Below are 23,194 nucleotides of genomic sequence, written 5' to 3'. Positions count from 1 at the left end.
GGCCTCGCCACATCCAGCTCCTCCGGCGTTTGAGCAGGGGGCACCTCCCAGCGGTAGCTGGGGGAGGGTCCAGGCGGAGCCCGGTGCCCGGCGGAGCCGGGTTTCCTGGGGCTCCGCCCCAGACCCCGCGCCTCAAACGCCGGCGAGGCTGGGATCGGCCCGGCGAAGCAGCCGGTCCTGCCGGTGAGGCCGGATTCGGGCGGGGCTAGCCGAGGAGGGCGGCCGTGGTGGTCACGCGGGCGAAGCCTCCGCCCTGGAGGTTCACCGCCGTGGCGCGGGCGAGCTCGTCCGCCGTCAGGGCGAGTCCCTCCGGCCCGGCGAGGTCGAAGGTGTGCGTGGCGTCGAGCGGCACGAGCACGTCGTAGCCCAGGTTCCCCGCCATCCGCGCCGTGGTCTCGACGCACATGTTGGTCTGGATGCCGACCAGCACCAGCTGCCCGATGCCCTGGGCCGTCAGCCACTCGGCCAGGTCCGGGGTGCCGTAGAAGGCCGAGTTCACCGTTTTGGTGACCACCAGGGCCCCCTCGCTCCGCTTCTCGACCAGGTCCTTGAAGGCATACCCGGGGTGGTCGGCGGCGAGGACGGAGCCGGGCTGCACGGAGGCGTGCCGGACGAGGACCACCGGCCGGCCGGCCGTCCGCCAGGCGTCCATCAGGGCCGCGATGTTGTCCTCGGCCGCCGGATTGTTGCGGGGCCCCCAGAAGGACTCCTCGTCGAAGCCCTTCTGCACGTCGATGACCAGCAGGGCACTGTTGGGGGCGATCTCGATCGCGGTCGTTGTCATGGCTCCATGCTGTCGGCCGGGCCGCGGGCCCGACAGCGCCCGCGAGGCCCCGTACCGATGGGATCCTGCCAGTCTGGCAGTCCTGACCTCCTGGCAGACTGGCCCGATGCGCCGTGTCGCGATCCTCGTCCAGCCGGGCATCCGCAGCTTCGACCTCGCCGTCATCACCGAGGTATGGGGCCCTGACCGCAGCGATGTCGGGGTGCCGGGCTTCGAGCTGCGCCGGTGCGCCCTGGAGCCGGGTCCGATCCCGCTGCCGGGCGGGCTGACCCTGGCCCCCGACCGGGGGCTGGACTGGCTGGCCACGGCGGACCTGGTCGTCGTACCGGCCCTGGCCGAGCCGGCCGATCCGACGCCCGGGCCGATCCTCGCCGCCCTGCGTGAGGCGCACGGCCGGGGCGTGCCGGTCGCCGCCCTGTGCGCGGGGGCGTTCATCCTCGCGGAGGCCGGTCTGCTGGAGGGGCGCCGGGCGGTCACCCACTGGTGGCTGGCCCCGCAGCTCGCCGCCCGCTACCCGGGGATCGTGGTCGAGGACGCCCCTCTTTACGTCGAGGACGGCGGATTGTGGACCTCCGCCGGGGTGGCCTCCGGGATCGACCTGTGCCTGCACCTGGTCCGGGAGGCGCACGGCGCCGAGGCCGCGGCCGCCATCGCCCGTTCCATGGTGACGGGCCCCTTCCGCACCGGGGACCACGCCCAGTACCTGGACCGGCCCGTCCCGGCCGCGGACCGGACGGCCGAGGCGTTGGCCGCCGTACGGGCGCGCGCGCTGCGCTCGCTGCACGAGCCGCTGTCCGTGGCGACCATGGCCGCATGGGCCGGGATGTCCCCGCGCTCCTTCGCCCGGCACTTCGCCGCCGCCACCGGCACCACCCCGCACCGGTGGCTGCTGGGCCACCGGCTGGACGCGGCCCGCAAGCTGCTGGAACGCACCGACCATCCGGTGCCGGAGGTGGCCCGGCGGGCCGGTTTCGCCAGTGAGGTCACCTTCCGCCAGCACTTCACCGCGTACGTCGGTCTCGGCCCTCGCGCGTACCGTGCGGCCTCCTGCGCATCGGCAGCCGCACCAAACCCTCCGGACAGTGTTAGAAAGGGCTCATGACCGGACGTTTTGGTCGCCAGCCGACCGGGTGGGGCTCGCGCCTGTCCGCGCGCCTGTCCCGGTGGGCACACAGCGTCGCCGGTCAGGTCTTCGCACTCCAGGCGATGATCGTGCTCCTGCTGATCGCCGCGGGCGCGTCGGCCCTGGTGTTCCAGGCCCGGTACGACAGCGAGCGCGACGCCCGGCACCGTTCGCTCGCGGCGGCCGAGGCCTTCGCGCACGCTCCCGGTATCGCGGCGGCGCTGATCTCGGCGGATCCGACGGCCGTGCTCCAGCCGCTGGCCGAGGCGGCTCGCCAGGGTTCGGGCGTCGACTTCATCGCCGTCATGAACACCCAAGGGGTCCGCTACACCGACTCACGGCCCGAGCTGATCGGCCGACGGGCCACCGGTGACCTCAGCCGGGCCCTCGCCGGGCACGCCTTCACGGAGACCTTCCGGGGCGAGCCGAGCGACGCCGTGCGGGCCGTCGTCCCGATACGGAACGCCGACGGCGTCGTCGTCGGCCTGGTCGGCACCGGCATAGAGGTGGAGAACGTCTCCCAGGTCGTCGAGGGCCAGCTCCCGCTCCTGCTCGGTGCGGCCGCGGGCGCCCTGCTGCTCGGTACCGGTGGCGCCGCCCTGGTCAGCGGCCGGCTGCGGCGCCAGACCCGGGGCCTGGGCGCGGCCGAGATGAGCCGGATCAACGAGCACCACGAGGCCGTCCTGCACGCCGTCCGCGAGGGCGTGGTCATCATCGACGCCGACCAGCGGCTCGTCCTGGCCAACGACGAGGCCCGCCGGCTGCTCGGCCTGCCGCCCGACCCCGAGAACCGGCACGTCACCGATCTCGGTCTGGACCCGCGCACCGCCGAGCTGCTCGCCTCCGGCCAGGTCGTGACGGACCATGTGCACCTGGCGGGCGACCGGCTGCTCGCCGTGAACGTGCGGCCCACCGCGCAGTACAAGGGCATGTCCACGGGCAGCGTCGTGACCCTGCGCGACTCCACGGAGCTCGCCGCGCTCTCCGGTCGTGCCGAGGTGGCCCGCGGCCGGTTGCAGCTGCTCTACGACGCCGGTGTGCGGATCGGGACCACCCTGGACGTGGTGCGGACCGCCGAGGAGCTGTCGGAGGTCGCCGTCCCCCGGTTCGCGGACTTCGTCACGGTGGAGCTGCTGGAGCCGGTGCTGCACGGGGACGAGCCCTCGCTGGTCACCGGGATCTACACCGAGATGCGCCGGGCCGCGATCACCGGCGTTCGTGCCGACTCGCCGCTCCAGCCGGTGGGTGACATCATCCGGTTCGTCGTGCCGACGGCCCCCATGGCGGCGGCCCTGGACGCCGGGCGGGCGGTGCTCGCGGCCGATCTGAACGCGGCCATGGGCTGGCGGGCCCAGGACTCCCAAGGCACCCGGGTGGCGCTCGACTACGGGCTGCACTCGCTGATCTCCGTACCGCTGCGGGCCCGCGGCGTGGTCCTGGGCATGGCCAACTTCTGGCGGGCCGACACCCCGGAGCCCTTCGACGAGGAGGACCGTTCGTTCGCGGCCGAGCTGGGTACGCGCGCGGCCGTCTCCATCGACAACGCCCGCCGCTTCACCCGCGAGCACGCGATGGCCGTGACGCTCCAGCGCAGCCTCCTGCCCCGGGTGCTGCCCGCCCAGAACGCCGTGGACGTCGCTTCCCGCTACCTGCCCGCGAAGGCGGGGGTGGGCGGGGACTGGTTCGACGTGATCCCGCTGCCGGGGGGCCGGGTGGCGCTGGCCGTCGGGGATGTCGTGGGGCACGGGGTGCACGCCGCGGCGACCATGGGCCGGCTGCGGACCGCGGTGCACAATTTCTCCACCCTGGACCTGCCGCCCGACGAGCTGCTCGGGCACCTGGACGAGCTGATCAACCGGATCGACCAGAACGCCACCGGGAGCGGGTTTTCGGACGGGGACGGGACGGACGGCGGCGAGGACGCCTCGGACGGGTCCGCGGAGCCGGCCGGGGTCACCGGTGCCACGTGTCTCTACGCGGTCTACGACCCGGTCTCCGGGCAGTGCCGGATGGCCAGCGCCGGCCATCCCGGGCCCGCGCTGATCCGCCCCGGCGGGGACGTCGAGTTCCCCGAGCTGCCGGCCGGGCTGCCCCTGGGCGTCGGCGGCATGCCCTTCGAGGCCGCCGAGTTCACGCTCCCCGAGGGGAGTCGGCTGGTGCTGTTCACCGACGGTCTGGTGGAGGACCGGGACCGGGACTTCGACTCCGGACTGCGGTTGCTGGGCGAGGCGCTGGCGCGGCCCGGCCGCAGCCCCGACCAGGCCTGCTCGGACGTGCTCGCCGCGATGCTGTTCCCGGTGCCGAGCGATGACATCGCCCTGCTGATCGCCGACACGCGGCGGCTGGAGGCCGACCGGATCGCCGAGTGGGAGGTACCGGGCGAGCCTTCGGCCGTCTCGCGGGTGCGCAACGCGGGCGCGGCGCAGCTCGCCGCGTGGGGGCTGGGCGAGATCTCCTTCACCACCGAGCTGATCCTCAGCGAGCTGATCACCAACGCCATCCGTTACGGGAGCGCGCCGGTGCGGGTACGGCTGCTGCGCGACCGCGCCCTCGTGTGCGAGGTCTCGGACGGCAGCAGCACCTCGCCGCACCTGCGGTACGCGGCGACCACCGACGAGGGTGGGCGCGGGCTGTTCCTCGTCGCCCAGTACGCCGCCCGGTGGGGCACCCGTTACACCGACCGCGGCAAGGTGATCTGGGCCGAGGTGCCGCTGACCGGGGGTTCGGATCCGCAGCCGGCGGTCCCGCTGGACCTGGACGCGCTGGAGGACCTGGCCTGGTGAGCCGCAGGATCCGGGCCGGTGGTCCGGGGGCGGTTCACACCGGCCGGGTGCGGGCGAGCAGCACGGCGACGTCGTCCTGCTGGGCGCACGGCAGCAGCCGCCGCAGGATCCCGTCGCACAGTTCCTCCAGGGGCTGGTCCACCCGCTGCAGGGCGCCCGCCAGCTGGGCCATGCCCTGGTCGAGGTCCCGGTCCCGGGCTTCGATGAGGCCGTCGGTGTAGAGCACGAGCAGGCTGCCCGGGGGTAGCCGTAGCTCCTCGGTACGGAAGTCCTGGCCGCCCGTGCCCAGCGGGGTGCCGGGCGGGCCGTCGAGGAAGGTGATGCTCCCGTCGGGGGTGACGACGGCGGGCGGCGGGTGGCCGGCCCGGGCGATCACGCAGGCCCCGGTGGCCGCGTCGTGGACGGCGTACACGCAGGTGGCCATCTCGTCCTCGCCCAGTTCGGCGACGACGGCGTCGAGCGAGCGGAGGAGCTCCGCCGGGGGCACGTCGTGGCGGGCGAGGGTGCGTACGGCCGTCCGGAGCTGGCCCATGACGGCGGCGGCGTGGATCCCGTGGCCCATGACGTCCCCGATGACCAGCCCGGTGCGGCCGCCGGGCAGCGGGATGACGTCGTACCAGTCGCCGCCGACGTCGTGGTCGCTGGCGGGCAGGTAGCGCCCGGTGAGTTCGAGGCCGGTGACGTCGGGCAGCGCGTTGTTGGTGAGGCTGCGTTGGAGGGTCAGGGCGGCCTGGCGCTGGAGGGTGTACATCCGGGCGTTGTCGATGTTGAGGGCGGCCCGGGCGACCAGCTCGTCGACGAGGACGCTGTCCTCCTCGTCGAAGGGTTCCCGTGCGCGTGTGCGGGTCACGGCGACGGCGCCGAGCACCGTGCCGCGGGCGACGAGCGGGACCAGGCGGGCCGAGCCCAGGGTGGCGAGGTAGGTGCGCAGCGCCTCGGCGCGCGGGGAGGTGATCAGTGCCGGGATGTCGGCGAGGTAGAGGTTCATGGGCCGTCCCTCGGAGATCACCTGCTCGTAGGTGGTGCCCATGGGGATCTGGAAGGTCTGGCCGGCGGTGAGTTTCGCGGTGGGGGCGGTCGGGTCGGGGAAGTGGGCGGCCAGGCGGCGCAGGACACCTCGGGTGGAGGCCGTGGGGACGGGGCCCTCGTCGGGGCCCAGTACCGCTTCGAGCAGTTGTACGTCGGCGGAGTCGGCGAGCTGTGGCACCAGCACGTCGACGATCTCCTGGGCGGTCTGGTGGAGGTCCAGGGTGGTGCCGATGCGGGTGCCCGCCTCGGCGAGCAGGGCGAAGCGGTGTCGGGCCCGTTCGGCGTCGGCCTGGGCCTGCTGGCCCTCGGTGATGTCGATGAGCGAGGCGATCACGCCGAGGGCCCGACCGGAGCCGTCCAGCAGGGGGGCGTAGGAGCAGGACCAGGTGCGGTCGTTCTCCGGGTCGGCGGGGGTGCGTCCGGTGCGGCGGACGTCGACGACGGCGGTGCCCCGGTCGAGGACCTGCCGCATCGTCGACTCCAGTGCGGCGGCGTTGACCCCGGGGACGACCTCGGTGAGTCGTTTGCCGAGGTGTTCGGCGGCGGAGACGCCGTTCATCCGGGCCAGGGCGTCGTTGACGCGGAGGAACCGCAGGTCGGTTCCGAGGGTGGCGAGGCCTATGGGCGACTGGGTGAACAGGCTCTGGAGCGCGGCGAGCGAGTCCCGCATGTGGAGCACCTCGGAGGTCTCCACGGCGATGAGCAGGGCCCCCGTCCGGCCCTGCGGGTCGGCGGCGGGGACGATCCACATCTCCATCGGGACGCGGTGGCCGTCGCGGTGGCGTACGGGCAGGGTGCCGACGACGGTCTCGCCGGACTGGACGCGCCGGGTCAGCTGGTCGGCGAGCTCGCGGTTGGCCTCGGGGACGAGCACGGCGCTGCCGGGGAGGCCGATGATGTCCTCGGGGCGGTGTCCGAGGAGGTCCTGGGCGGCCAGGGACCACTCGACGATGCGCCCGTCGGCGTCCTCGCGCCAGAGGGCGATCGGGAGCAGCTCGCTGAGTACGCCCGCGTACCCGACAGCCGCGGCCGGCGGGTCCGGCACCTCGCTCGTCGCCTGGTAAGTGTCCAACGCACCGACCTCACCCCGGGGGGCCTGATTCCTACCGATTCACCCTATCCGAGGCGTGGGCGCGGGGCTCTGTGTCCGCCGATCCCCGCCGGGGTGCGGTCCGGCGGGCGGTGTGCGGTGCCTGGATCGCGGTCGTCGCTCATACGACCACCACGTCCACGCAGGCCACGGTGTTGCAGCCGTAGCCACCGGCGTTCCACGGGGCGTGCGGGGGCTGTGTGTCGCCGTGGGCGTCGGTGGCGCGGGAGACCAGCCGGTAGGGTCCGGGCCGCTGCGGTGTCCACCGGTACGACCAGCCGCTCCAGCCGTAGGGGCCGGTGGGCGGTTCGAGGTGGGCCCGGTGCCAGCCGCGCTCGCGGTGCCGGTCGTCGTCCTCGTACTCGGCCCGCACCTCGACGCCGCGCAGCGGTGTCCCGCCGCCCGACCAGGCGCGTCCGCGGACGAGGGTCTCGTGGCCGCGGCGCACGGCCGTGTCCGGTTCGGGCTCGGTGACGATCGAGGTGACGCGCACGTCGGTCACCGGGCCCTCGGGGGTGCCGCGGGAGGCCACGTAGCGGTACTGCTCGCTCTGGAAGAGGCCGGTGAAGGGGTGGGTGACGGCTCGGGCTCCGACCAGCCACTTCACGTCGGCGACGGCGTAGCGGCCGGGGACCAGGAGGCGGACCGGTGCCCCGTGCTCGGGGGTGAGCGGCTCGCCGTTCATCCGGGTGACGAGGAGGGTGTCCGGGTGGAGGGCGGCGGCGAGCGGGAGGCTGCGCTCGAAGGCGGCTCGGCGGCCGTGCACGGGGCCGGAGTCGGCTCCGGTGAAGACGATCTCGACGGCGGTCGGTCCGATGAGGGCGCGTTCGGCGAGGAGGCGGAACGGGACACCGGCGAAGTGTGCGCAGCCGACGGCCTGTCGGCCCCAGGGCAGGCCGGGCGGGCGGGGTGTCATCAGGCCGCGGCCGTTGCCGGCGCATTCCACGACGACGTCGAGTTCCCGGTGTTCCGTCGCGAGGAGCTCGTCGTAGCCGAGGGTGAAGGGGGCGGCGGCCGCGGGGCCGCCGATGCGTAGCCGCCAGCGGCCGGGTGGGATCCGGGGGATGCCGAAGTGGTCGCGTACGAAGAAGGCCCCTACGGGGGTGAGCGGCTCGACCAGGGCGGCCGCGGGGGTCTGGGCGTTGTACGGGTCGGCGGTGACCGTTTCGGGCGCCCAGAGCGTGGCGCCGGGCCCTGGGGCGGCTCGTGGAACGGGCCATGTGGTCATGGCAGCCCCTTCCGTCGGGCTCGTGCCGAGCGCGACGCGGATTTCTTTACAGACTACGTCCGTACAGGGCCTTGACTGGGTGCGAATTGGGAGGAAACTCATGAATACACCGGATAACCGGAAAGAGCCGCACCTCCCTCTGGAGACGTCCTCAGGCCCGCGTGACCCTTGTCCAGGCTCTGGCCAGGCCCCCGGCAGCACTTGTCGACCAGGGGAGCCATCGGCGACGGCGGATGGCTCATGGAATCGACGGACTGCCGGGGACTGTCATGTCCCGCGGGGCCCCTGCTTCCCCCGCACGTTCCCCCGCACGACGACCGCCTCAGGCCTGCAGGGCGGCGGCCGGTCCGGACTGTTGCCGCGGGAGCGTGGGCGGCGTGCGGGGTGCGTGGGTCGTGTCGAGGACTCCCGCGATGCCCCGGGCGAGGCAGGGGATCCGGTGCGCGGGGATGCCCGCGATGTTGATCCGCCCCGAGGTCGTGCCGTAGATGGCGTACTGCCTGCGCAGCCGGAGCATCTGCTGCGCGGACAGCGGCACCATGGAGAACATCCCCTTCTGGCGGGCGAGCGAGCGTGCCTGCTCCGCGCATCCGAGGGCGCTCAGGTGGGCGACCAGGTCGGCTCGGTTGTCCATGATCCGGCCGCGCATGACCTCCAGCTCGGCGCGCCAGGCGGCCCGCAGCCCCTCGTCCTGGAGGATCGTGGTCACGACGGCCGCGCCGTGCTCGGGCGGCATCGAGTAGAGGGTCCGGGCGGCGTTCTGCAGGGCGGTCTCGGCGTGCCGGACGGCCCGGTCCGAGGCGCCGAGCACGATGGCGCAGCCGACGCGGTCGCTGTAGAGGCCGAAGTTCTTCGAGCAGCTGACCGCGATCAGCATTTCCGGTACCCGCGCGGCCAGCATCCGCGTGGGCAGCATGTCGGCCTCCAGGCCGTCGCCGAGGCCGTGGTAGGCGAGGTCGACGAAGGGCACCCAACCGCCTCGGGCGGCCGATTCGGCGAGTGCCTCCCAGTCGTCCAGCAGCGGGTCCACGCCCGTGGGGTTGTGGCAGCAGCCCTGGAGCAGGACCACGTCGTCCCGCTGCGCGTCCGCCAGCTCCCGCAGCACCCCGGCCGTGTCGAAGCCGCCCTCGGCGTCGCGCCAGCCGTACGTGCGCACGCGCAGCCCGGCGGCCTCCAGGATGGGGCGGTGGTTGACGTAGGCCGGATCGCTGATCCACACCGTGGTGCCCGGGCGGGTCCGGCAGATCAGGTCGGCCAGCAGTCGCAGCGCGCCGGAACCGGCGACGGTCTGGACGGCCGCGGCCCGGTCGGTGGGGCCGGCCGGACCCAGGACCAGCTCCAGCAGGGAGCGGTTGAAGGCGGCGTTGCCGGAGAGCCCGCGGTACTCCTTGGAGTACGAGCGCTCCGCCAGCCGGATCTCGGCCTCGCGTACGGCGGTCATGACGGGAGTGGTGCCCGTCTGGTCCCGGTAGACGCCGAGGACGAGGTTGAGACGTTCGGGCCGCTCGTCGCCGCCGAACTCGTAGGTCAGGTCCCACAGCGGGTCGGTGGGCGGCGTGGGGAGGAGCTCAAGCATCTGCGGGAACCTCGGGTCGTGGGCGGCGGTTGGCGAGAACGACGCCGGCGGTGATCAGGGGGACGCCGACGAGGACGGCGAGGGTCGGCGTCTCGCCGAGCAGCGGGACGGCGAGCAGGACGACGGCGACGGGGCTGAGGCTGCCGACGACGGCGCTGCGCTCGGCTCCCAGGCGGCGGATGGCGAAGGCGTAGAGCAGGCCCGCGCACAGGCCGACGCCCAGCCCCTGCACGACGAGGAACAGGGCGATGTCGCTGCCCGCGGCGTGCGCGATGCCGGTGGGGAGCACCCCGGTCAGTACGAGGACGCCGATCACCGCGAAGGAGGGCAGGCACAGCAGTCCGATCGACCCGACGGGGTCGAGGTCGACCTCGCGCAGGCCGACGGTGTAGAGGGCCCACAGGCCGCTGGCCACCAGGAGCGTGCCGGCACCGGCGAGTACGTCGGTGTCGACGGGGACGACGTAGCGCCAGACGAGGGCGGCCACACCGACCGCGATCAGGGCGAGCCCGGCGGCCTGGGTGCCCCGGGGGGCGCCGTGGCCCCGGCGGATCATGATCGCGGAGACGAACAGCGGGACCATGCCGGGCACGATGGAGCCGACGAAGGCGGCCGAGGTCAGGGCGCCGCCGTGCATCGCGGCCAGGAAGAACGGCACCCCCGCACCGCAGATGATTTTCACCGCGGGGCCCGGGCGCACCGCGGCGATGGCGCGCCGGCGCCGCCACAGGGCGGGGAGGAGGACGACGAGGGGGACGCCGAAGCGCAGCAGCGCGGCGTCGGCGGGCAGCAGCGAGGAGCCGCTCAGGGCCCGGGCGCTGAGTGCGAAGGCCGCCCAGATCGACACGGTGACGAACAGCGCCAGCATGCCCTCGGCCTGTGGGGAGAGCCCGCGCCGGCCGGGGTGTCCGGCCCGCGGGCCCGCCGCATCGGGAGGCAGGGTCGCCCGGGTGGTGTTCGTCGCGACCAAGGAAGTGCTCCAGCCTCTGAGGCACGGACCGATCCGGTCCGTGCCTGGGCAACGCTAGAGCGTGGGGCGGGGCAGCCGATTGCCAGTTCTGTCGCTCGGACATACGTTTGGGGCAGATTCTGCCAAGGAGTGACCATGGACGCAGTCGATCTGCAGATCATCAGGGAGTTGCAGGCCGACGGGCGCCTGTCCAACCAGGACCTCGCCGACCGCGTGCGGCTGTCGCCGTCGCCCTGCCTGCGCCGGGTCCGGCGGCTGGAGGAGGCGGGCCTGATCCGCGGCTACACGGCCATGGTCGACCAGGTCGCCTTCGGCCTCCCGGTGACCGTCTTCGTCCGGATCCGGCTGGAACGCCACACGGCGGAGGCGGTGCGGCTGTTCGAGGAGCACGTCGCGGTCATCGAGCACATCCAGGACTGCTACCTGATGGCGGGCAGCAGCGACTATCTGCTCCGGGTCGTCATCGAGGACCTGGAGGCCTACGAATCCCTGGTGCGCCACCGGATCCACGCGATCCCCGGGATCGCGTCGATCGAGTCGAGCTTCGCGTTCGGCAGTGTCAAGCAGTCCCGGACGTACCCGCGACCGGCCCCTGGCGGGTCGCGGCGCTCGCCGCGCTGACCGCCGGGCCCCGCGGGCCGGCGACCCGGGCGGGCCGGCGGCCCGGGCGGCGTTCTGCGCCCGGTCCCCCGCCCGCGCCCGTCAGGTCCTGCGGGAACTCACCTCCGGTATCCGGTCGTCGAGGAGGACGCCGTCGAACCGGATCGAGTGGGAGGGCGAGTTGCCGTGGTCGCGGTTCGTGGTGATGTGCGGGCTGTGCGGTCGGCCGGGGTCTCCCGCGCACGGGTCGGACAGACCCAGGACCATGACCTTGTCCTGGTCGAAGAAGCCTCCGAAGGTCCCGTTCCTGGAGTGGAGCCACCACAGTTGGCGACGGTCGCGTGCGTCGCAGGCATGCTGGACGACCGGCGCTCCTTCCTCCTTCGTCCCGGAACCCCGCAGGCAGAGCCCGGTCGCCGTGTTGCGCAGCTGCAGCCGGCCGCGGTCCCCCTTGTACGGCATGAGTACGTCCCACTGCTGCGCGGCGCTGCCGTCGCAGCCCGCCTCGCGCGGCTGGACGCCGGACGCCGTCGACGCGTCGGGGATCTCGATGCAGCGGCCCGTGGCCGCGATCCGCATGGTCGTCCGGTCGCGCGGGGCCGGTGCCCAGGCTCCGACGGGCGGCTCGGTCGGTGCCGACGTGGTGGGGGTGGCCTTGGCGGTGGCCATGGCGGTCGCGACGGCGTTGGCCACGGCGGTGGGGGTCGGCGCCTCCGTGGGGCGGGGACCCTCCGTCCGTGTGGGCACCGGGGCCGCCGCCGGAGCCAGGGTGGCGGGGGCGGCCGCGCGGGGTACGGGCGGCTCGGAGCGCGCCGGAGGAGGGCCGGAGGCCAGGACGGCGACGACCACACCGGTGACGGCGACGGCCGCCGCCCCGGCCCCCCAGTGGAGTCCGTGGGCCGGCAGCGAACCGGTGACCGTCGGGTCCGGCACGGCCGGAACGAGGGGCTGCGCGCTCCCGGCGACGGCGGTCGCGGCCGCGCCGCCGGACAGGAGCCGTTCCGCGCCCCACAGCAGGATCCCCACGGGGAGGACGGCACCGATCCGCTCGTTCAGGTCGGTGAGCTCCCGCACCGCCCGACGGCACGTCGAGCAGGAGTCGAGGTGGGCCGCGAGGAACCGCTTGACCTGGGCGTCGGGCTTGCGCACGGAAGCGGCGAGGAGCGAGCCGTAGCGCCGGCACTCCTCGTCCCCGCCCGTGAGTCGCAGGTGCGCGGCGAGGTACGCCTCGCGCAGCCCCTCCCGGGCCCTGGCGTTGAGCGAGGAGACGCCGCTGCGGCTCAGCCCGAGGAGGCGGGCGACGGTACTCGCCGGCTGCCGCTCGACCTCCGAGTACCAGAGCACCGCCTGCCAGCGCTCCGGCAGCGAACGGAACCCGCGCGACACCAGCCGGCGGTCCTCGTGGTGGAGCATGCGGTCCTCGGAGCTCTCGGCGTCGACGAGGCCCAGATGCTTCTCGCACCAGCGCTCGAAGTCCTCGGAGAGTTCGGTGCGCCGCTCCGACGCCGCCCACTGCGCCGCCGTACGCCGCACGACGGTCAACAGGTACGGACGCCAGGCGGATTCGGGGCCGTTGCCGTCCCGGACGGCTTCCAGGGTCCGGGCGAAGGCCTCGGAGGCGAGGTCCTCCGCGGTGTGCGCGCTGCGGCTGCAGCTACGCGCGTAGTGGAACACGCTCCGCCAGTGCCGTTCATACAGAATCCTGACGGCTTCCTGGTCCGCGCCCTCGCGCACCGACGCCGTCAGTTCATGGTCGGGCGCGGAGACAAGGCTGGAGCGTCCACTGAGCATGAGCAACCCTCGTTCGAAAAGCCGTTGGGGATGCGCGCCATTGTCGAACCGGCCTGCGACTTCTGTAAACGTGATCCATCCGACATCGAAAAACTGATATCGATATCGCCTTCCGGAGCCCGCGCAAGGCAGTTGGCCTTCGCCCACGCGTGGGTCGACGCCTCCTAGACGGCGCCGACCCGGTCGGCGAAGGCCTGGTAGGCCACCTCGTCGAAGAGCACGAACCGCACCTCCTCGACCTCGGTACGGGCGCCGCGCACGGTCTCCACCGCGATCCGGGCGCCGTCGTCCATCGGCCAGCCGTAGATGCCGGTGGAGATGGCCGGGAAGGCGACCGTACGGGCTCCCAGCTCGTCGGCGATCCGCAGCGACTCGCGGTAGCAGGAGGCCAGCAGCGCGGAGCGGTCCTCGTCGCGTGACCAGACCGGGCCCACCGTGTGGATGACGTGCCCGGCGGCGAGCCGCCCGGCCGTGGTGGCCACGGCTCGGCCCGTGGCCAGCCCCTTGCCGTAGTGCGAACGCCGCAGATCCTCGCAGGCGGCGAGGATCTCCGGGCCGCCGCGCCGGTGGATGGCGCCGTCGACCCCGCCGCCGCCGAGCAGCGAGGAGTTCGCCGCGTTGACGATGGCGTCGACCTTCTCGGCGGTGATGTCGCCGCGGACCAGGGTGATACGGGTCATCAGCAGCCCTTTCGCAGGTGTCGCCAGACCGCTTTGGCGGCGTTGTGCCCGGACATGCCGTGGACGCCCGGGCCGGGCGGGGTGGCCGAGGAGCACAGGAAGACCGCCGGGTGGGCCGTCGTGTACGGGGTGAGGGAGAGCTTGGGGCGCAGCAGGAGCTGGAGGCCGGAGGCGGCACCGCAGGCGATGTCGCCGCCGACGTAGTTGGGGTTGCGGGCGGCGAGCTGGGGCGGGCCGGCGGTGGCGCGGGCGAGCACGAGGTCGCGGAAGCCCGGCGCGAAGCGCTCCAGTTGGGTCTCGACGGCTTCGGTGAGATCGCCGTCCCAGCCCGCGGGGACATGTCCGTACGCCCAGAACACGTGCTTGCCCTCGGGCGCCCGGCTCGGGTCGACGAGGGTGGGCTGCGCGGTGATGAGGAAGGGGGCGCGGGGTGCCCTGCCGCCGGAGGCGAGCTGCAGGGCGGCGTCGATGTCGCGGACGCGCGGGCCGATCTGGACGGTGCCGGCGCGGCGCGGCGCCTCGGCCGTCCACGGGACCGGGCCGTCCAGCGCGTAGTCGAGCTTGAACACGGAGGCGCCGTAACGGTAGCCGTCGTAGGCGCGGCCCAGGCGGGCGATGCGGGCCAGGGCGGTCGGCGAGGTGTCGAAGACGTAGGTGCGGGCGGGCGGGAGGTCGTCGAGCCGCTTGACCTCGAAGCCGGTGTGGATGGTCCCGCCGAGGTCGCGCAGGTATCCGGCGAGGGCGTCGGAGACGGACTGGGAGCCGCCGCGCGGCATCGGCCAGCCGTTCGCGTGCGCGGCCAGTGCGAAGACCAGGCCCACGGCGCTGGTGGCGATCCCGCTGAGCGGGGCGATGACGTGGGCCACGAGGCCGGCGAACAGCGCGCGGGCCCGCTCGTCGTGGAAGCGGCTCAGGAGCCAGGTGGAGGGCGGCATTCCGGCGAGCCCGAAGCGGGCGAGCGTGAGCGGGTCCCGGGGCAGCGCGGTGCTCGGCAGGGACATGAAGTCCCGGGCCAGGGTGTCCCATTTGCCGAGGAACGGCCCGACCAGGCGCCGGTAGGTGCCCGCGTCGCGCGGCCCGAAGGACGCCGCCGTCTCCGCGACCGAGCGGGACAGGACCGCGGCCGTGCCGTCGTCGAAGGGGTGCGCCATGGGCAGCGGGGCGTGCAGCCACTCCAGCCCGTACCGCCCCAGCGGCATCGTGGCGAAGACCGGCGAGCCGGCGCCGAGCGGGTGCACCGCGGAGCAGGGGTCGTGCCGGAAGCCGGGGAGGGTGAGTTCCTCGGTCCGGGCGCCGCCTCCGACGGTGTCGCCGGCCTCGAAGACGGCCACCGAGAAGCCGCGCCTGGCCAGTTCGACCGCGGCCGTCAGCCCGTTCGGCCCCGCTCCCACCACAACCACATCGAGAATCGACGGCACTTGCGACTCCTTCGTCTCCGGCGCGCCCGCGCCCCCAGGATATTGCGCCGCCCGACCCGTCCGGACCCGGCTCGACCGCGCCCGGCCGCGACGGTCCGGTCAGGCGCCCCGGAGCAGCTCCCGGATGCGTACGGTGGTGGCCTCGTCACGCCCGACCGCGAACGGCAGCGCGTTGTCGCGGTCCACCCGGAAGGGGACCCCGTCGACCGTGCTCTGGGTGCCGCCGGCCTCGGCGACCATCAGCAGCCCGGCCGCGTGGTCCCAGGCCGAGGGCCAGGTGAAGGCCAGGCCGTCCATCTCGCCGCGGGCCACCTTCAGGTATTCCAGGCCGGCCGAGCCGCAGGGGCGGGCCGCGACGCCGGGGACGTCCAGGCGGGCCAGCGTCCGCTTGTTCTCGTCGCTCGTGTAGAGCGGGTGGGCGATGGCGACGCGCAGTGCGGCGCCCGGCTCGGGCGAACCGCTTCGGATCCGCTCGCCGTTGAGGTACGCGCCCTGCCCGCGCACGGCGGTGGCCAGCTCCTCCAGTGCCGGGGCGAAGGTCCAGGAGGCGAGGATCTCCCCGTGCAGGGCCAGGGCGACCAGGGTGCAGAACGCGGGGTCGCCGTTCACGAACTGACGGGTGCCGTCGACGGGGTCGACGATCCACACCGGGGCGTCCGCGCGCAGCGCCGCGTACACACCCGGGTCGGCGTGCACGGCTTCCTCGCCGACCACGGCGGAGCCGGGCAGCAGCCGCGTCAGGGCGGCCGTGAGGTGCTCCTCCGCCTTGCGGTCGGCCACGGTCACCAGGTCGTGGGGGCCGTTCTTCTCGTCGACCTCGTGCTCGGCGAGCTGCCTGAATCTCGGCATGATCTCGATCGCCGCCGCCTTGCGGACGGCTTCTTCCACATCGGACAGGCCCTGGGCCAGGAACTCATCGATCATGTCTCCAGCAAAGCACGCCCGACCGACAAACCCCACCGCCGATCCCGTACCGGTTGCCGGCCGTCGGGTGTCCACCGGGTGAACCGGTCCGGGTCCGGGGACTCAGCCGGCCAGCGGGAACATCGATCCGCGTCGGCCCTCGGGCGAGGTCAGCCATTCCAGCTTCTCGGCCGTGCCGGTGCCCGGCAGCGGGGTGTGGAGGACGATCGCCAGGTCGGGGCGGGCGGGCACGCGCAGCTGGGTCGACTCCACGTGCAGCGTTCCGGTCACCGGGTGCTCGATCTGCTTCTCGACCTGTCCCCCGGGCAGAACGTCGCCCCGCTCCCACAGCTCGGCGAACTCCGGGCTGAGCTCCCGGGCCTCCTCGATCACCGCCCGGAAGCCCTCGTCGTGGGGGCTCTCCGAGCAGGCCGCCCGGAACTGGGCGACCACCACGCGGGCGATCTCCGCCCAGTGCGGGGAACGTGATCGGTAGATGGGGTCGGTGAAGAAGGCGATCAGGCAGTTCTGGGTGATCTCGGGGCGCATCCCGAAGACCAGCGAGGCCGCGTCGTTGTACATCACGGTGTTCCAGTACCGGTCCATGATGTGCGCGGGGAAGGGCATCCAGGCCTCGATCAGCCGCCGGAGGCCGTCGCACCTGCCCCGTTCGCCCGGGGCGACCTCCAGGGCGGGCGGGTTGAGCCCGGCGAGGACGTACAGGTGGCGGCGCTCGGCGCTGGTCAGTTTCAGCACCCGGCCCACCGCGTCCAGGACGTGCCCGGACACCGTGATGTCGCGCCCCTGCTCCAGCCACTGGTACCAGGAGACCCCGACCCCGGCGAGCACGGCGACCTCTTCGCGGCGCAGCCCCGGGGTGCGGCGGCGGGCCCCGCCGTCCGGCAGGCCGGCCTCGGTCGGGGTGATCCGGGCCCGTCTGCTCATGAGGAACTCGCGCAGTTCGGGCCGCCTGTGCTGCGCGGTCGGTGTGGCCACTGGTCCCCCTGTCCGGCTGCCTGTTGGTGCCACCAACAGGATAAGTTCCCACTCTGCACGAAGATTCCCGGGCCGCGAGGGTGGTGGCCATGGCGATCGACACACAGACAACGACCGACGGGCCGCACACGGCGGCCCCCGAGCACCACCGGCTCTCCGGCCGGGCCCGATGGGTGCTCTTCGTGCTCTGCGCCGCCCAGTTCATGGTGGCGCTCGACTTCTCCGTACTGAACGTGGCTCTGCCGGTGCTCGGCGAGGACCTGGGCCTCGGCCGCTCCGCCCTCCAGTGGGCCATCACCGCCTTCGCCCTGCCGTCCGGTGGCTTCCTGCTCCTCTTCGGCCGGATCGCCGACCTGTACGGCCGCAAGAAACTGTTCCTCACCGGCCTCGCGCTCTTCGGCGCGGCCTCCCTGCTCGCGACCCTCGCCTGGGATCCGGCCTCCTTCCTGACCGGGCGCGCCCTGCAGGGGCTGGGCGCGGCGGTCATCGTGCCCACCGGCATGTCCCTGCTGACGACGACCTTCCCCGAGGGCCCGCTGCGCGACAAGGCGCTCGGCATCTCCGGCACCCTGCTGTCCCTCGGCTTCACCGTCGGCATGGTGCTCGGCGGTGTCATGACCGACACCCTGGGCTGGCGCTCCACGATGGGGCTGCTCACGGTGACCGCGGTGATCGTGCTGTTCGTGGCGCCGGGGCTGCTGCCGGAATCGCGCACCACGGAGCGGCCGCGGCTGGACGTGCCCGGGGCGGTCACCGTGACCGGCGGTCTGCTCGCGCTGATCTACGCCCTGTCGACGGCGGCCCGGCGCGGCTTCGGTGACCTGGACGTTCGGGGCACGCTGGTGCTCGGGCTGGTCCTGCTCGTCGCGTTCGTGGTGGTGGAGTCGAAGTCCCCGGCTCCGCTGGTCTCGTTGCCGATGCTGAAGCGACGCACGGTCGCCTGGGGCAATGTCGGCGGTCTGGTGACCTTCTCGATGATGTCGACGGTCGTGTTCGTGCTGACGCTGTACCTCCAGGAGACGCTGGAGCTCTCGTCCTTCCGGACGGGACTGGTCTTCGGGGTGCAGGGCCTCGCCTCCGTCGTCGCCGGGTCGTACGCGCCGAAGGTGATCGGCCGGTTCGGTGCCCGCCGCACCCTGGTCGGCTCGCTGCTCGGCCAGGGCCTGCTGGGCGCCGCGCTGCTCGGGGTGGGCCCGCAGTCGGGCGCACTGCTCGCGACCGTGGCCGTCTCGCTGGCCAGCATGTGCCACCTCGGCGCGATCATCTCGTACGGGCTCGTGGTGACGAGCGGTGTGCCGGACGAGCAGCAGGGTCTGGCGACCGGCCTGGTCACCACCACCCAGCAGGTCGGCATCACCATCGGGATCCCGATGCTGGGTGTCCTGGCCACCACGCAGGCCTCGCTGTTCGACGGGGTGCGGACGGTCCTGGCGCTAGACGCGGTGATCGTCCTCGCGGCGGCGGTCCTGGTGGGCCTGGGGCTGGGCGGCCGGAGGAAGGCCTGACCGTCGCGCGGGCCCGGAATCGGTCCTCCGGGCCCGCGCGGCCCCGCGCCGACCGCGGCGTCAGTCGCGCAGCACCGGGATGATGTGTTGGCCGTACGCGTCGATCGTGGCCTCCCGTGCGTCGTGCATGTCGTAGACGGCGAACTGGTCGACGCCCAGGTCGCGCAGGGCGCGAAGCTTCTCGATGTGCGCCTCGGCCGGGCCCAGCAGGCAGAAGCGGTCGACGATCTCGTCGGGGACGAAGTCGGTGGACGGGTTCCCGGCCCGTCCGTGGTGGCTGTAGTCGTAGCCCTCGCGGGCCTTGATGTACTCGGTGAGCTCGTCGGGAACCATCGAGGAGTGCTCGCCGTAGCGGCCGACCAGGTCGGCCACGTGGTTGCCGACCATGCCGCCGAACCAGCGGCACTGGTCGCGGGCGTGGGCGAGGTCCTCGCTGACGTACGCGGGGGCGGCCACGCAGATGGTGATCTCCGCCGGGTCGCGGCCGGCCGCCACGGCGGCCTCGCGCACCGACTTGACCATCCACTCGGTGAGGTAGAGGTCGGCGAGCTGGAGGATGAACCCGTCGGCCTTCTCCCCGGCCAGGGCCAGGGCCTTGGGCCCGTACGCCGCCATCCACACGGGGAGCTTCCCCTCGCGGACCCACGGCAGGCGGATCGGATTGCCGTCCACCAGGGCCTCGCGGCCCTCGGCCAGGTCCCGGATGACGTCGATGGCCTCGCCCAGGCGGGCCAGGGTGTTGGGCTTGCGTCCGGCGACCCGCATCGCCGAGTCCCCGCGCCCGATCCCGCAGACGGTGCGGTTGCCGAACATGTCGTTGAGGGTGGCGAAGGTGGAGGCGGTCACCTCCCAGGTGCGGGTGCCGGGGTTGGTGACCATGGGGCCGATGTGCAACTTGCGGGTGTGTTCGAGGATCTGGCTGTAGATGACGAACGGCTCCTGCCAGAGGACCGCCGAGTCGAAGGTCCAGCCGTAGCGGAAGCCGTTGCGTTCGGCGCGCTTCATGAGGCTGATGACCTGGGAGGCGGGCGGGTCGGTCTGCAGGACGAGGCCGAAGTCCATGGGGCGGCTCCTTGAGCTTTACAGGTACTGGCAGGTGGAGCGGGGGACGAAGGCCCCGTGGCCGGCCCGGCCGGTGAAATCGCGCTGGTCGATGACGAGTTCGCCGCGCGAGAGCACGGTGTCGACGCGTCCGGTGATCCGCCTGCCCTCGTACGCCGAGTAGTCCACGTTCATGTGGTGCGTCTCGGCGGAGATGACCTGCTCGGCGTGCGGATCGTAGAGGACGATGTCGGCGTCGGAGCCCGGCGCGATGGTGCCCTTCTGCGGGTAGAGGCCGAACATCCGGGCCGGGGTCGCGCACGCGATCTCGATCCAGCGTCGGCGGCTGATGTGCCCGTCCAGGACGGCCTGGTGGAGGAGGTCCATGCGGTTCTCCACCCCCGGCAGTCCGTTGGGGATCTTGGAGAAGTCGCCCCGGCCCAGTTCTTTCTGGCCCCGGAAGCAGAAGGGGCAGTGGTCGGTGGAGACCACTTGGAGGTCGTTGGTCCGCAGGCCCCGCCACAGTGCCGCCTGGTGTTCCTTCGGCCGCAGCGGGGTGGAGCAGACGTACTTGGCGCCCTGGAAGTCGGGCTCCTCCAGGTTGTCCGTGGACAGGAACAGGTACTGCGGACAGGTCTCCCCGAAGACCGGGAGCCCCTTGTCGCGGGCGGCGGCCAGCTCCGCGACCGCCTCCTCCGCCGAGACGTGGACCACGTACAGCGGGGCGCCCGCGACCCGCGCCAGCTGGATGGCCCGATGGGTGGCCTCGGCCTCCAGCAGGACCTTGCGGACCTCGCCGTGGTGGCGGGGGTCGGTCTCCCCGCGGGCGAGGGCCTGCTCGACGAGGACGTCGATCGCGATGCCGTTCTCGGCGTGCATCATGATCAGCCCGCCGTTGGCGGCGCCGCGCTGCATGGCCCGCAGGATCTGCCCGTCGTCGCTGTAGAAGACCCCGGGGTAGGCCATGAACAGCTTGAAGGAGGTGACGCCCTCGCCGACGAGGTGGTCCATCTCCTTGAGCGTTCTCTCGTTGACGTCCGAGAGGATCATGTGGAAGGCGTAGTCGACGGCGCAGTTGCCGTCGGCCTTGGCGTACCAGGTGTCGAGCCCCTCGCGCAGCGAGTGGCCCACGCTCTGCACGGCGAAGTCGACGATCGTGGTGGTGCCGCCCCAGGCGGCGGCTCTGGTTCCGGTCTCGAAGGTGTCGGAGGCCGAGGTGCCTCCGAAGGGAAGTTCCATGTGGGTGTGCGCGTCGACCCCGCCGGGGATGACGTACTTCCCGGTCGCGTCGATCGTGCGGTCGGCCGTCCAGGCCTCGGCGGCCGCCGAGCCGTGTGCGGCCAGCGCCGCCACGCGGCCGTCCTCGATCAGGACGTCCGCGTGCAGTTCGTCGGAGGCGGTGACGACGAGGCCGCCACGGATCAGGGTGCGGATGCTCATGTGATCCCCCTACTCAAATGCTGCGCAAGGCCTGTTCGAGGATCTCGGCGCCCTCTTCCGCCTCGGCGACGGTGAGGGACAGCGGCGGCGCGATGCGCAGCACGCTGGTGTTGTACCCGCCTCCCTTGCCGAGCAGCAGGCCGCCCTCGCGGGCCGCCTCCAGGACGGCCGCGGCCGCGTCCGGGTCGGCCTCGTCGGTGCCCGGCCTGGTGAGTTCGAGGCCGGCCATCAGGCCCCGACCGCGGACCTCCCGTACGGCGGGCACGGTGGCCGCGATCGCGCGCAGCCGCTCCAGGAGCAGGCCGCCGACGCGGCGGGCGTTGCCCTGGAGGTCGTGCTCCAGCAGGTACGCGAGGTTGGCGACGCCGGCCGCCATGGTGACCGGGGAGCCGCCGAAGGTGGAGATGGAGTGGGAGTCCAGGCAGTTCATCACCTCGGCGCGGGCCACGACCCCGCCGATGGACATGCCGTTGCCGATGCCCTTGGCGAAGGTGAGGATGTCGGGCGGGCCGTTCTGGGCGTGGGCCTGCCAGCCCCAGAAGTTGTCGCCGGTGCGTCCCCAGCCGGTCTGCACCTCGTCGCTGATCCACAGGATGCCGTGGCGGTCCAGCACCTCGCGGAAGGCTCCGTAGAGGCCGTCGGGCGGGGAGGTGAAGCCGCCGACGCCCTGGACGGGTTCGGCGATGAGGGCGGCCACTCCCCCGCGGGCCTGGCCGAGCACGTCCTCCAGGTCCGCGACGGCGGCCGCGGTGAAGGCGGCGTCGTCCAGGTGGGCGAGGGGGCCGCGGGTACGGACCGCGCCTTGGACGTAGTACGTCTGCAGCGGGGAGAGGCTGGTCGGGGACCAGCCGCGGTTCCCGGTGATCGAGACGGTGGAGAAGGACCGGCCGTGGTAGCTGTTGCGCATCGCCAGGATCTGGTTGGAGCGGCGGTACGTGGTCGCGAGCAGCAGGGCGGTGTCGTTGGCCTCGGTGCCGGAGGTGGTGAAGAAGACCCGGGCGTCGGGGATGCCGGAGAGGGCGGCGACCCGCTCGGCCAGCTCGATCATCGGCCGGTTGAGGTAGAGCGTGGAGGAGTGGATGATCCGCCCGGCCTGCTCGGACACGGCCTTGGTGACCTCGGGCAGGGCGTGGGCGGTCATCGTGGTGAGGATGCCGCCGAAGAAGTCGAGGTAGCGGTTGCCGTCGGCGTCCCAGACGTGGCGGCCCTCGCCGTGGGTGAGCTCGATGGGGTGCTTGTAGTAGAGCGCGAGCCAGTCGGGCAGGACGGTGCGGTGGCGGCTGTGGAGCGGGGTCGGGTTGGTCACGGCTGTACGAGCCCTCCGTAGGCGTCGGGACGGCGGTCGCGGTAGAAGGCCCACTGGTCGCGGACCTCCTTGATCAGGTCGAAGTCGAGGTCGCGGACGACGAGTTCCTCGTCCTTGTCGCTGGCGACGTCCCCGACGAACTGACCGCGCGGGTCGACGAAGTAGCTGGTGCCGTAGAAGTCGTTGTCGCCGTACTCCTCCTGGCCGACCCGGTTGATCGCGGCGATGAAGTACTCGTTGGCGACGGCCGATGCCGGCTGCTCCAGCTGCCACAGGTACGCGGACAGGCCTCGGGAGGTGGCGGAGGGGTTGTAGACCAGTTGGGCTCCGGCCAGGCCCAGTTGGCGCCATCCCTCCGGGAAGTGGCGGTCGTAGCAGATGTAGACGCCGACCTTGCCGACGGCGGTGTCGAAGACGGGCCAGCCGAGGTTGCCCGGGCGGAAGTAGTACTTCTCCCAGAAACCTTTGACCTGGGGGATGTGGTGCTTGCGGTACTTGCCCAGGTAGCTGCCGTCGGCGTCGATGACGGCGGCGGTGTTGTAGTAGAAGCCCTCGCTCTCCAGCTCGAAGACCGGTACGACGATCACCATGCCGGTCTCGCGGGCGAGGTCCTGCATACGGCGTACGGTCGGGCCGTCGGGGACGGCCTCGGCCCACGCGTAGTGCTCGGGCTCCTGGACCTGGCAGAAGTAGGGGGCGTTGAAGACCTCTTGGAAGCCGATGATCTGCGCGCCTTCGGCGGCTGCCCGGCGGGCGTACTCCTCATGTTTGGCGATCATCGAATCGGTGTCTCCGGTCCAGGTGGCCTGGACCAGCGCGGCGCGGACGACTTGGGCCATGAGCTGCTCCTCGCGACGGGAACGCCGAGTTCTACGCACGTAGACGGTGTGCGTAGGGAGTAGAACGTAGGCCTCGTCACAGCGTGGGGCAA

18 protein-coding genes are annotated in these 23,194 nt (G+C 72.8%); 4 read left to right on the top strand and 14 right to left on the bottom strand.

Annotation, left to right across the window (positions count from 1 at the left end; translation table 11 throughout):
* Positions 1–205: 205 nt before the first annotated feature.
* Positions 206–784, bottom strand: coding sequence for a cysteine hydrolase family protein (locus tag OG624_RS32105; protein ID WP_371588752.1), 579 nt, complete (start codon positions 782–784; stop codon positions 206–208).
* Between the two features lie 106 nt (positions 785–890).
* On the opposite strand from OG624_RS32105, the gene OG624_RS32100 reads away from it, so the two are divergent.
* Positions 891–1,886: a GlxA family transcriptional regulator gene (locus tag OG624_RS32100; RefSeq protein WP_033218217.1), complete on the top strand. Its 996-nt coding sequence runs from the start codon at positions 891–893 to the stop codon at positions 1,884–1,886.
* The gene (locus OG624_RS32095; protein ID WP_161297539.1) at positions 1,883–4,690 is read left to right on the top strand and encodes a SpoIIE family protein phosphatase; all 2,808 of its coding nucleotides are present in this window, start codon (positions 1,883–1,885) and stop codon (positions 4,688–4,690) included. The genes OG624_RS32100 and OG624_RS32095 overlap by 4 nt, the downstream gene beginning before the upstream one ends.
* Before the next feature lie 34 nt (positions 4,691–4,724).
* Here the strand turns inward: OG624_RS32095 and OG624_RS32090 are convergent, their stop codons facing one another.
* The 4 genes from OG624_RS32090 to OG624_RS32075 form a co-directional block, all read right to left on the bottom strand.
* A complete protein-coding gene (locus OG624_RS32090; protein WP_371640106.1) occupies positions 4,725–6,791 on the bottom strand; it encodes a SpoIIE family protein phosphatase in 2,067 nt (688 codons plus the stop codon).
* A 139-nt stretch (positions 6,792–6,930) separates the two neighbouring features.
* Positions 6,931–8,037, bottom strand: coding sequence for a molybdopterin-dependent oxidoreductase (locus tag OG624_RS32085; RefSeq protein ID WP_051763076.1), 1,107 nt, complete (start codon positions 8,035–8,037; stop codon positions 6,931–6,933).
* Between the two features lie 322 nt (positions 8,038–8,359).
* Complete coding sequence (locus OG624_RS32080; protein ID WP_371588751.1) at positions 8,360–9,613, bottom strand: amino acid aminotransferase; 1,254 nt, start codon at positions 9,611–9,613, stop codon at positions 8,360–8,362.
* On the bottom strand, positions 9,606–10,583 hold the full coding sequence (locus OG624_RS32075) for a DMT family transporter (RefSeq protein ID WP_237546049.1): 978 nt from the start codon (positions 10,581–10,583) through the stop codon (positions 9,606–9,608). Before OG624_RS32075 ends, OG624_RS32080 begins: the two co-directional genes overlap by 8 nt.
* 135 nt (positions 10,584–10,718) lie before the next feature.
* Between OG624_RS32075 and OG624_RS32070 the strand changes: the two genes are divergently transcribed.
* Positions 10,719–11,204 carry an Lrp/AsnC family transcriptional regulator gene (locus OG624_RS32070; RefSeq protein WP_030714587.1) on the top strand — a complete coding sequence of 162 codons (486 nt, stop codon included), beginning with the start codon at positions 10,719–10,721 and terminating at the stop codon, positions 11,202–11,204.
* An 81-nt stretch (positions 11,205–11,285) separates the two neighbouring features.
* Here OG624_RS32070 and OG624_RS32065 read toward each other — a convergent pair whose 3' ends face one another.
* The 5 genes from OG624_RS32065 to OG624_RS32045 form a co-directional block, all read right to left on the bottom strand.
* Positions 11,286–12,974 (bottom strand): sigma-70 family RNA polymerase sigma factor, encoded by a 1,689-nt coding sequence (locus tag OG624_RS32065; protein ID WP_371640105.1) that lies wholly within the window; start codon positions 12,972–12,974, stop codon positions 11,286–11,288.
* 164 nt (positions 12,975–13,138) lie between these two features.
* Positions 13,139–13,654 (bottom strand): O-acetyl-ADP-ribose deacetylase, encoded by a 516-nt coding sequence (locus OG624_RS32060; protein ID WP_033218211.1) that lies wholly within the window; start codon positions 13,652–13,654, stop codon positions 13,139–13,141.
* Positions 13,654–15,072 (bottom strand): phytoene desaturase family protein, encoded by a 1,419-nt coding sequence (locus tag OG624_RS32055; RefSeq protein WP_161292054.1) that lies wholly within the window; start codon positions 15,070–15,072, stop codon positions 13,654–13,656. The genes OG624_RS32060 and OG624_RS32055 overlap by 1 nt, the downstream gene beginning before the upstream one ends.
* 99 nt (positions 15,073–15,171) lie before the next feature.
* Complete coding sequence (locus OG624_RS32050; protein WP_033218207.1) at positions 15,172–15,996, bottom strand: inositol monophosphatase family protein; 825 nt, start codon at positions 15,994–15,996, stop codon at positions 15,172–15,174.
* Positions 15,997–16,098: 102 nt separating this feature from the next.
* Positions 16,099–16,920, bottom strand: a complete 822-nt coding sequence (locus tag OG624_RS32045) for a helix-turn-helix transcriptional regulator (protein ID WP_078909167.1) — start codon at positions 16,918–16,920, stop codon at positions 16,099–16,101.
* 140 nt (positions 16,921–17,060) lie between these two features.
* Between OG624_RS32045 and OG624_RS32040 the strand changes: the two genes are divergently transcribed.
* Positions 17,061–18,476 (top strand): MFS transporter, encoded by a 1,416-nt coding sequence (locus OG624_RS32040; protein WP_371588748.1) that lies wholly within the window; start codon positions 17,061–17,063, stop codon positions 18,474–18,476.
* A gap of 60 nt (positions 18,477–18,536) precedes the next feature.
* Here OG624_RS32040 and OG624_RS32035 read toward each other — a convergent pair whose 3' ends face one another.
* The 4 genes from OG624_RS32035 to OG624_RS32020 are packed head-to-tail and all read right to left on the bottom strand — an operon-like array spanning position 18,537 to position 23,102.
* Complete coding sequence (locus OG624_RS32035; protein ID WP_033218203.1) at positions 18,537–19,538, bottom strand: TIGR03842 family LLM class F420-dependent oxidoreductase; 1,002 nt, start codon at positions 19,536–19,538, stop codon at positions 18,537–18,539.
* A gap of 18 nt (positions 19,539–19,556) precedes the next feature.
* On the bottom strand, positions 19,557–20,957 hold the full coding sequence (gene hydA, locus OG624_RS32030; RefSeq protein ID WP_371588747.1) for a dihydropyrimidinase: 1,401 nt from the start codon (positions 20,955–20,957) through the stop codon (positions 19,557–19,559).
* Between the two features lie 13 nt (positions 20,958–20,970).
* Positions 20,971–22,263 carry an aspartate aminotransferase family protein gene (locus tag OG624_RS32025; protein ID WP_033218199.1) on the bottom strand — a complete coding sequence of 431 codons (1,293 nt, stop codon included), beginning with the start codon at positions 22,261–22,263 and terminating at the stop codon, positions 20,971–20,973.
* Positions 22,260–23,102, bottom strand: a complete 843-nt coding sequence (locus tag OG624_RS32020; protein ID WP_030714627.1) for a nitrilase-related carbon-nitrogen hydrolase — start codon at positions 23,100–23,102, stop codon at positions 22,260–22,262. Before OG624_RS32020 ends, OG624_RS32025 begins: the two co-directional genes overlap by 4 nt.
* Positions 23,103–23,194 lie beyond the last annotated feature (92 nt).

The sequence above is a fragment of the Streptomyces virginiae genome, from assembly GCF_041432505.1.
Classification (GTDB): domain Bacteria; phylum Actinomycetota; class Actinomycetes; order Streptomycetales; family Streptomycetaceae; genus Streptomyces; species Streptomyces virginiae_A.
The sequence above is the reverse complement of the archived record's forward strand: the minus strand, read 5'-3'. Positions and strand labels throughout refer to the sequence as shown.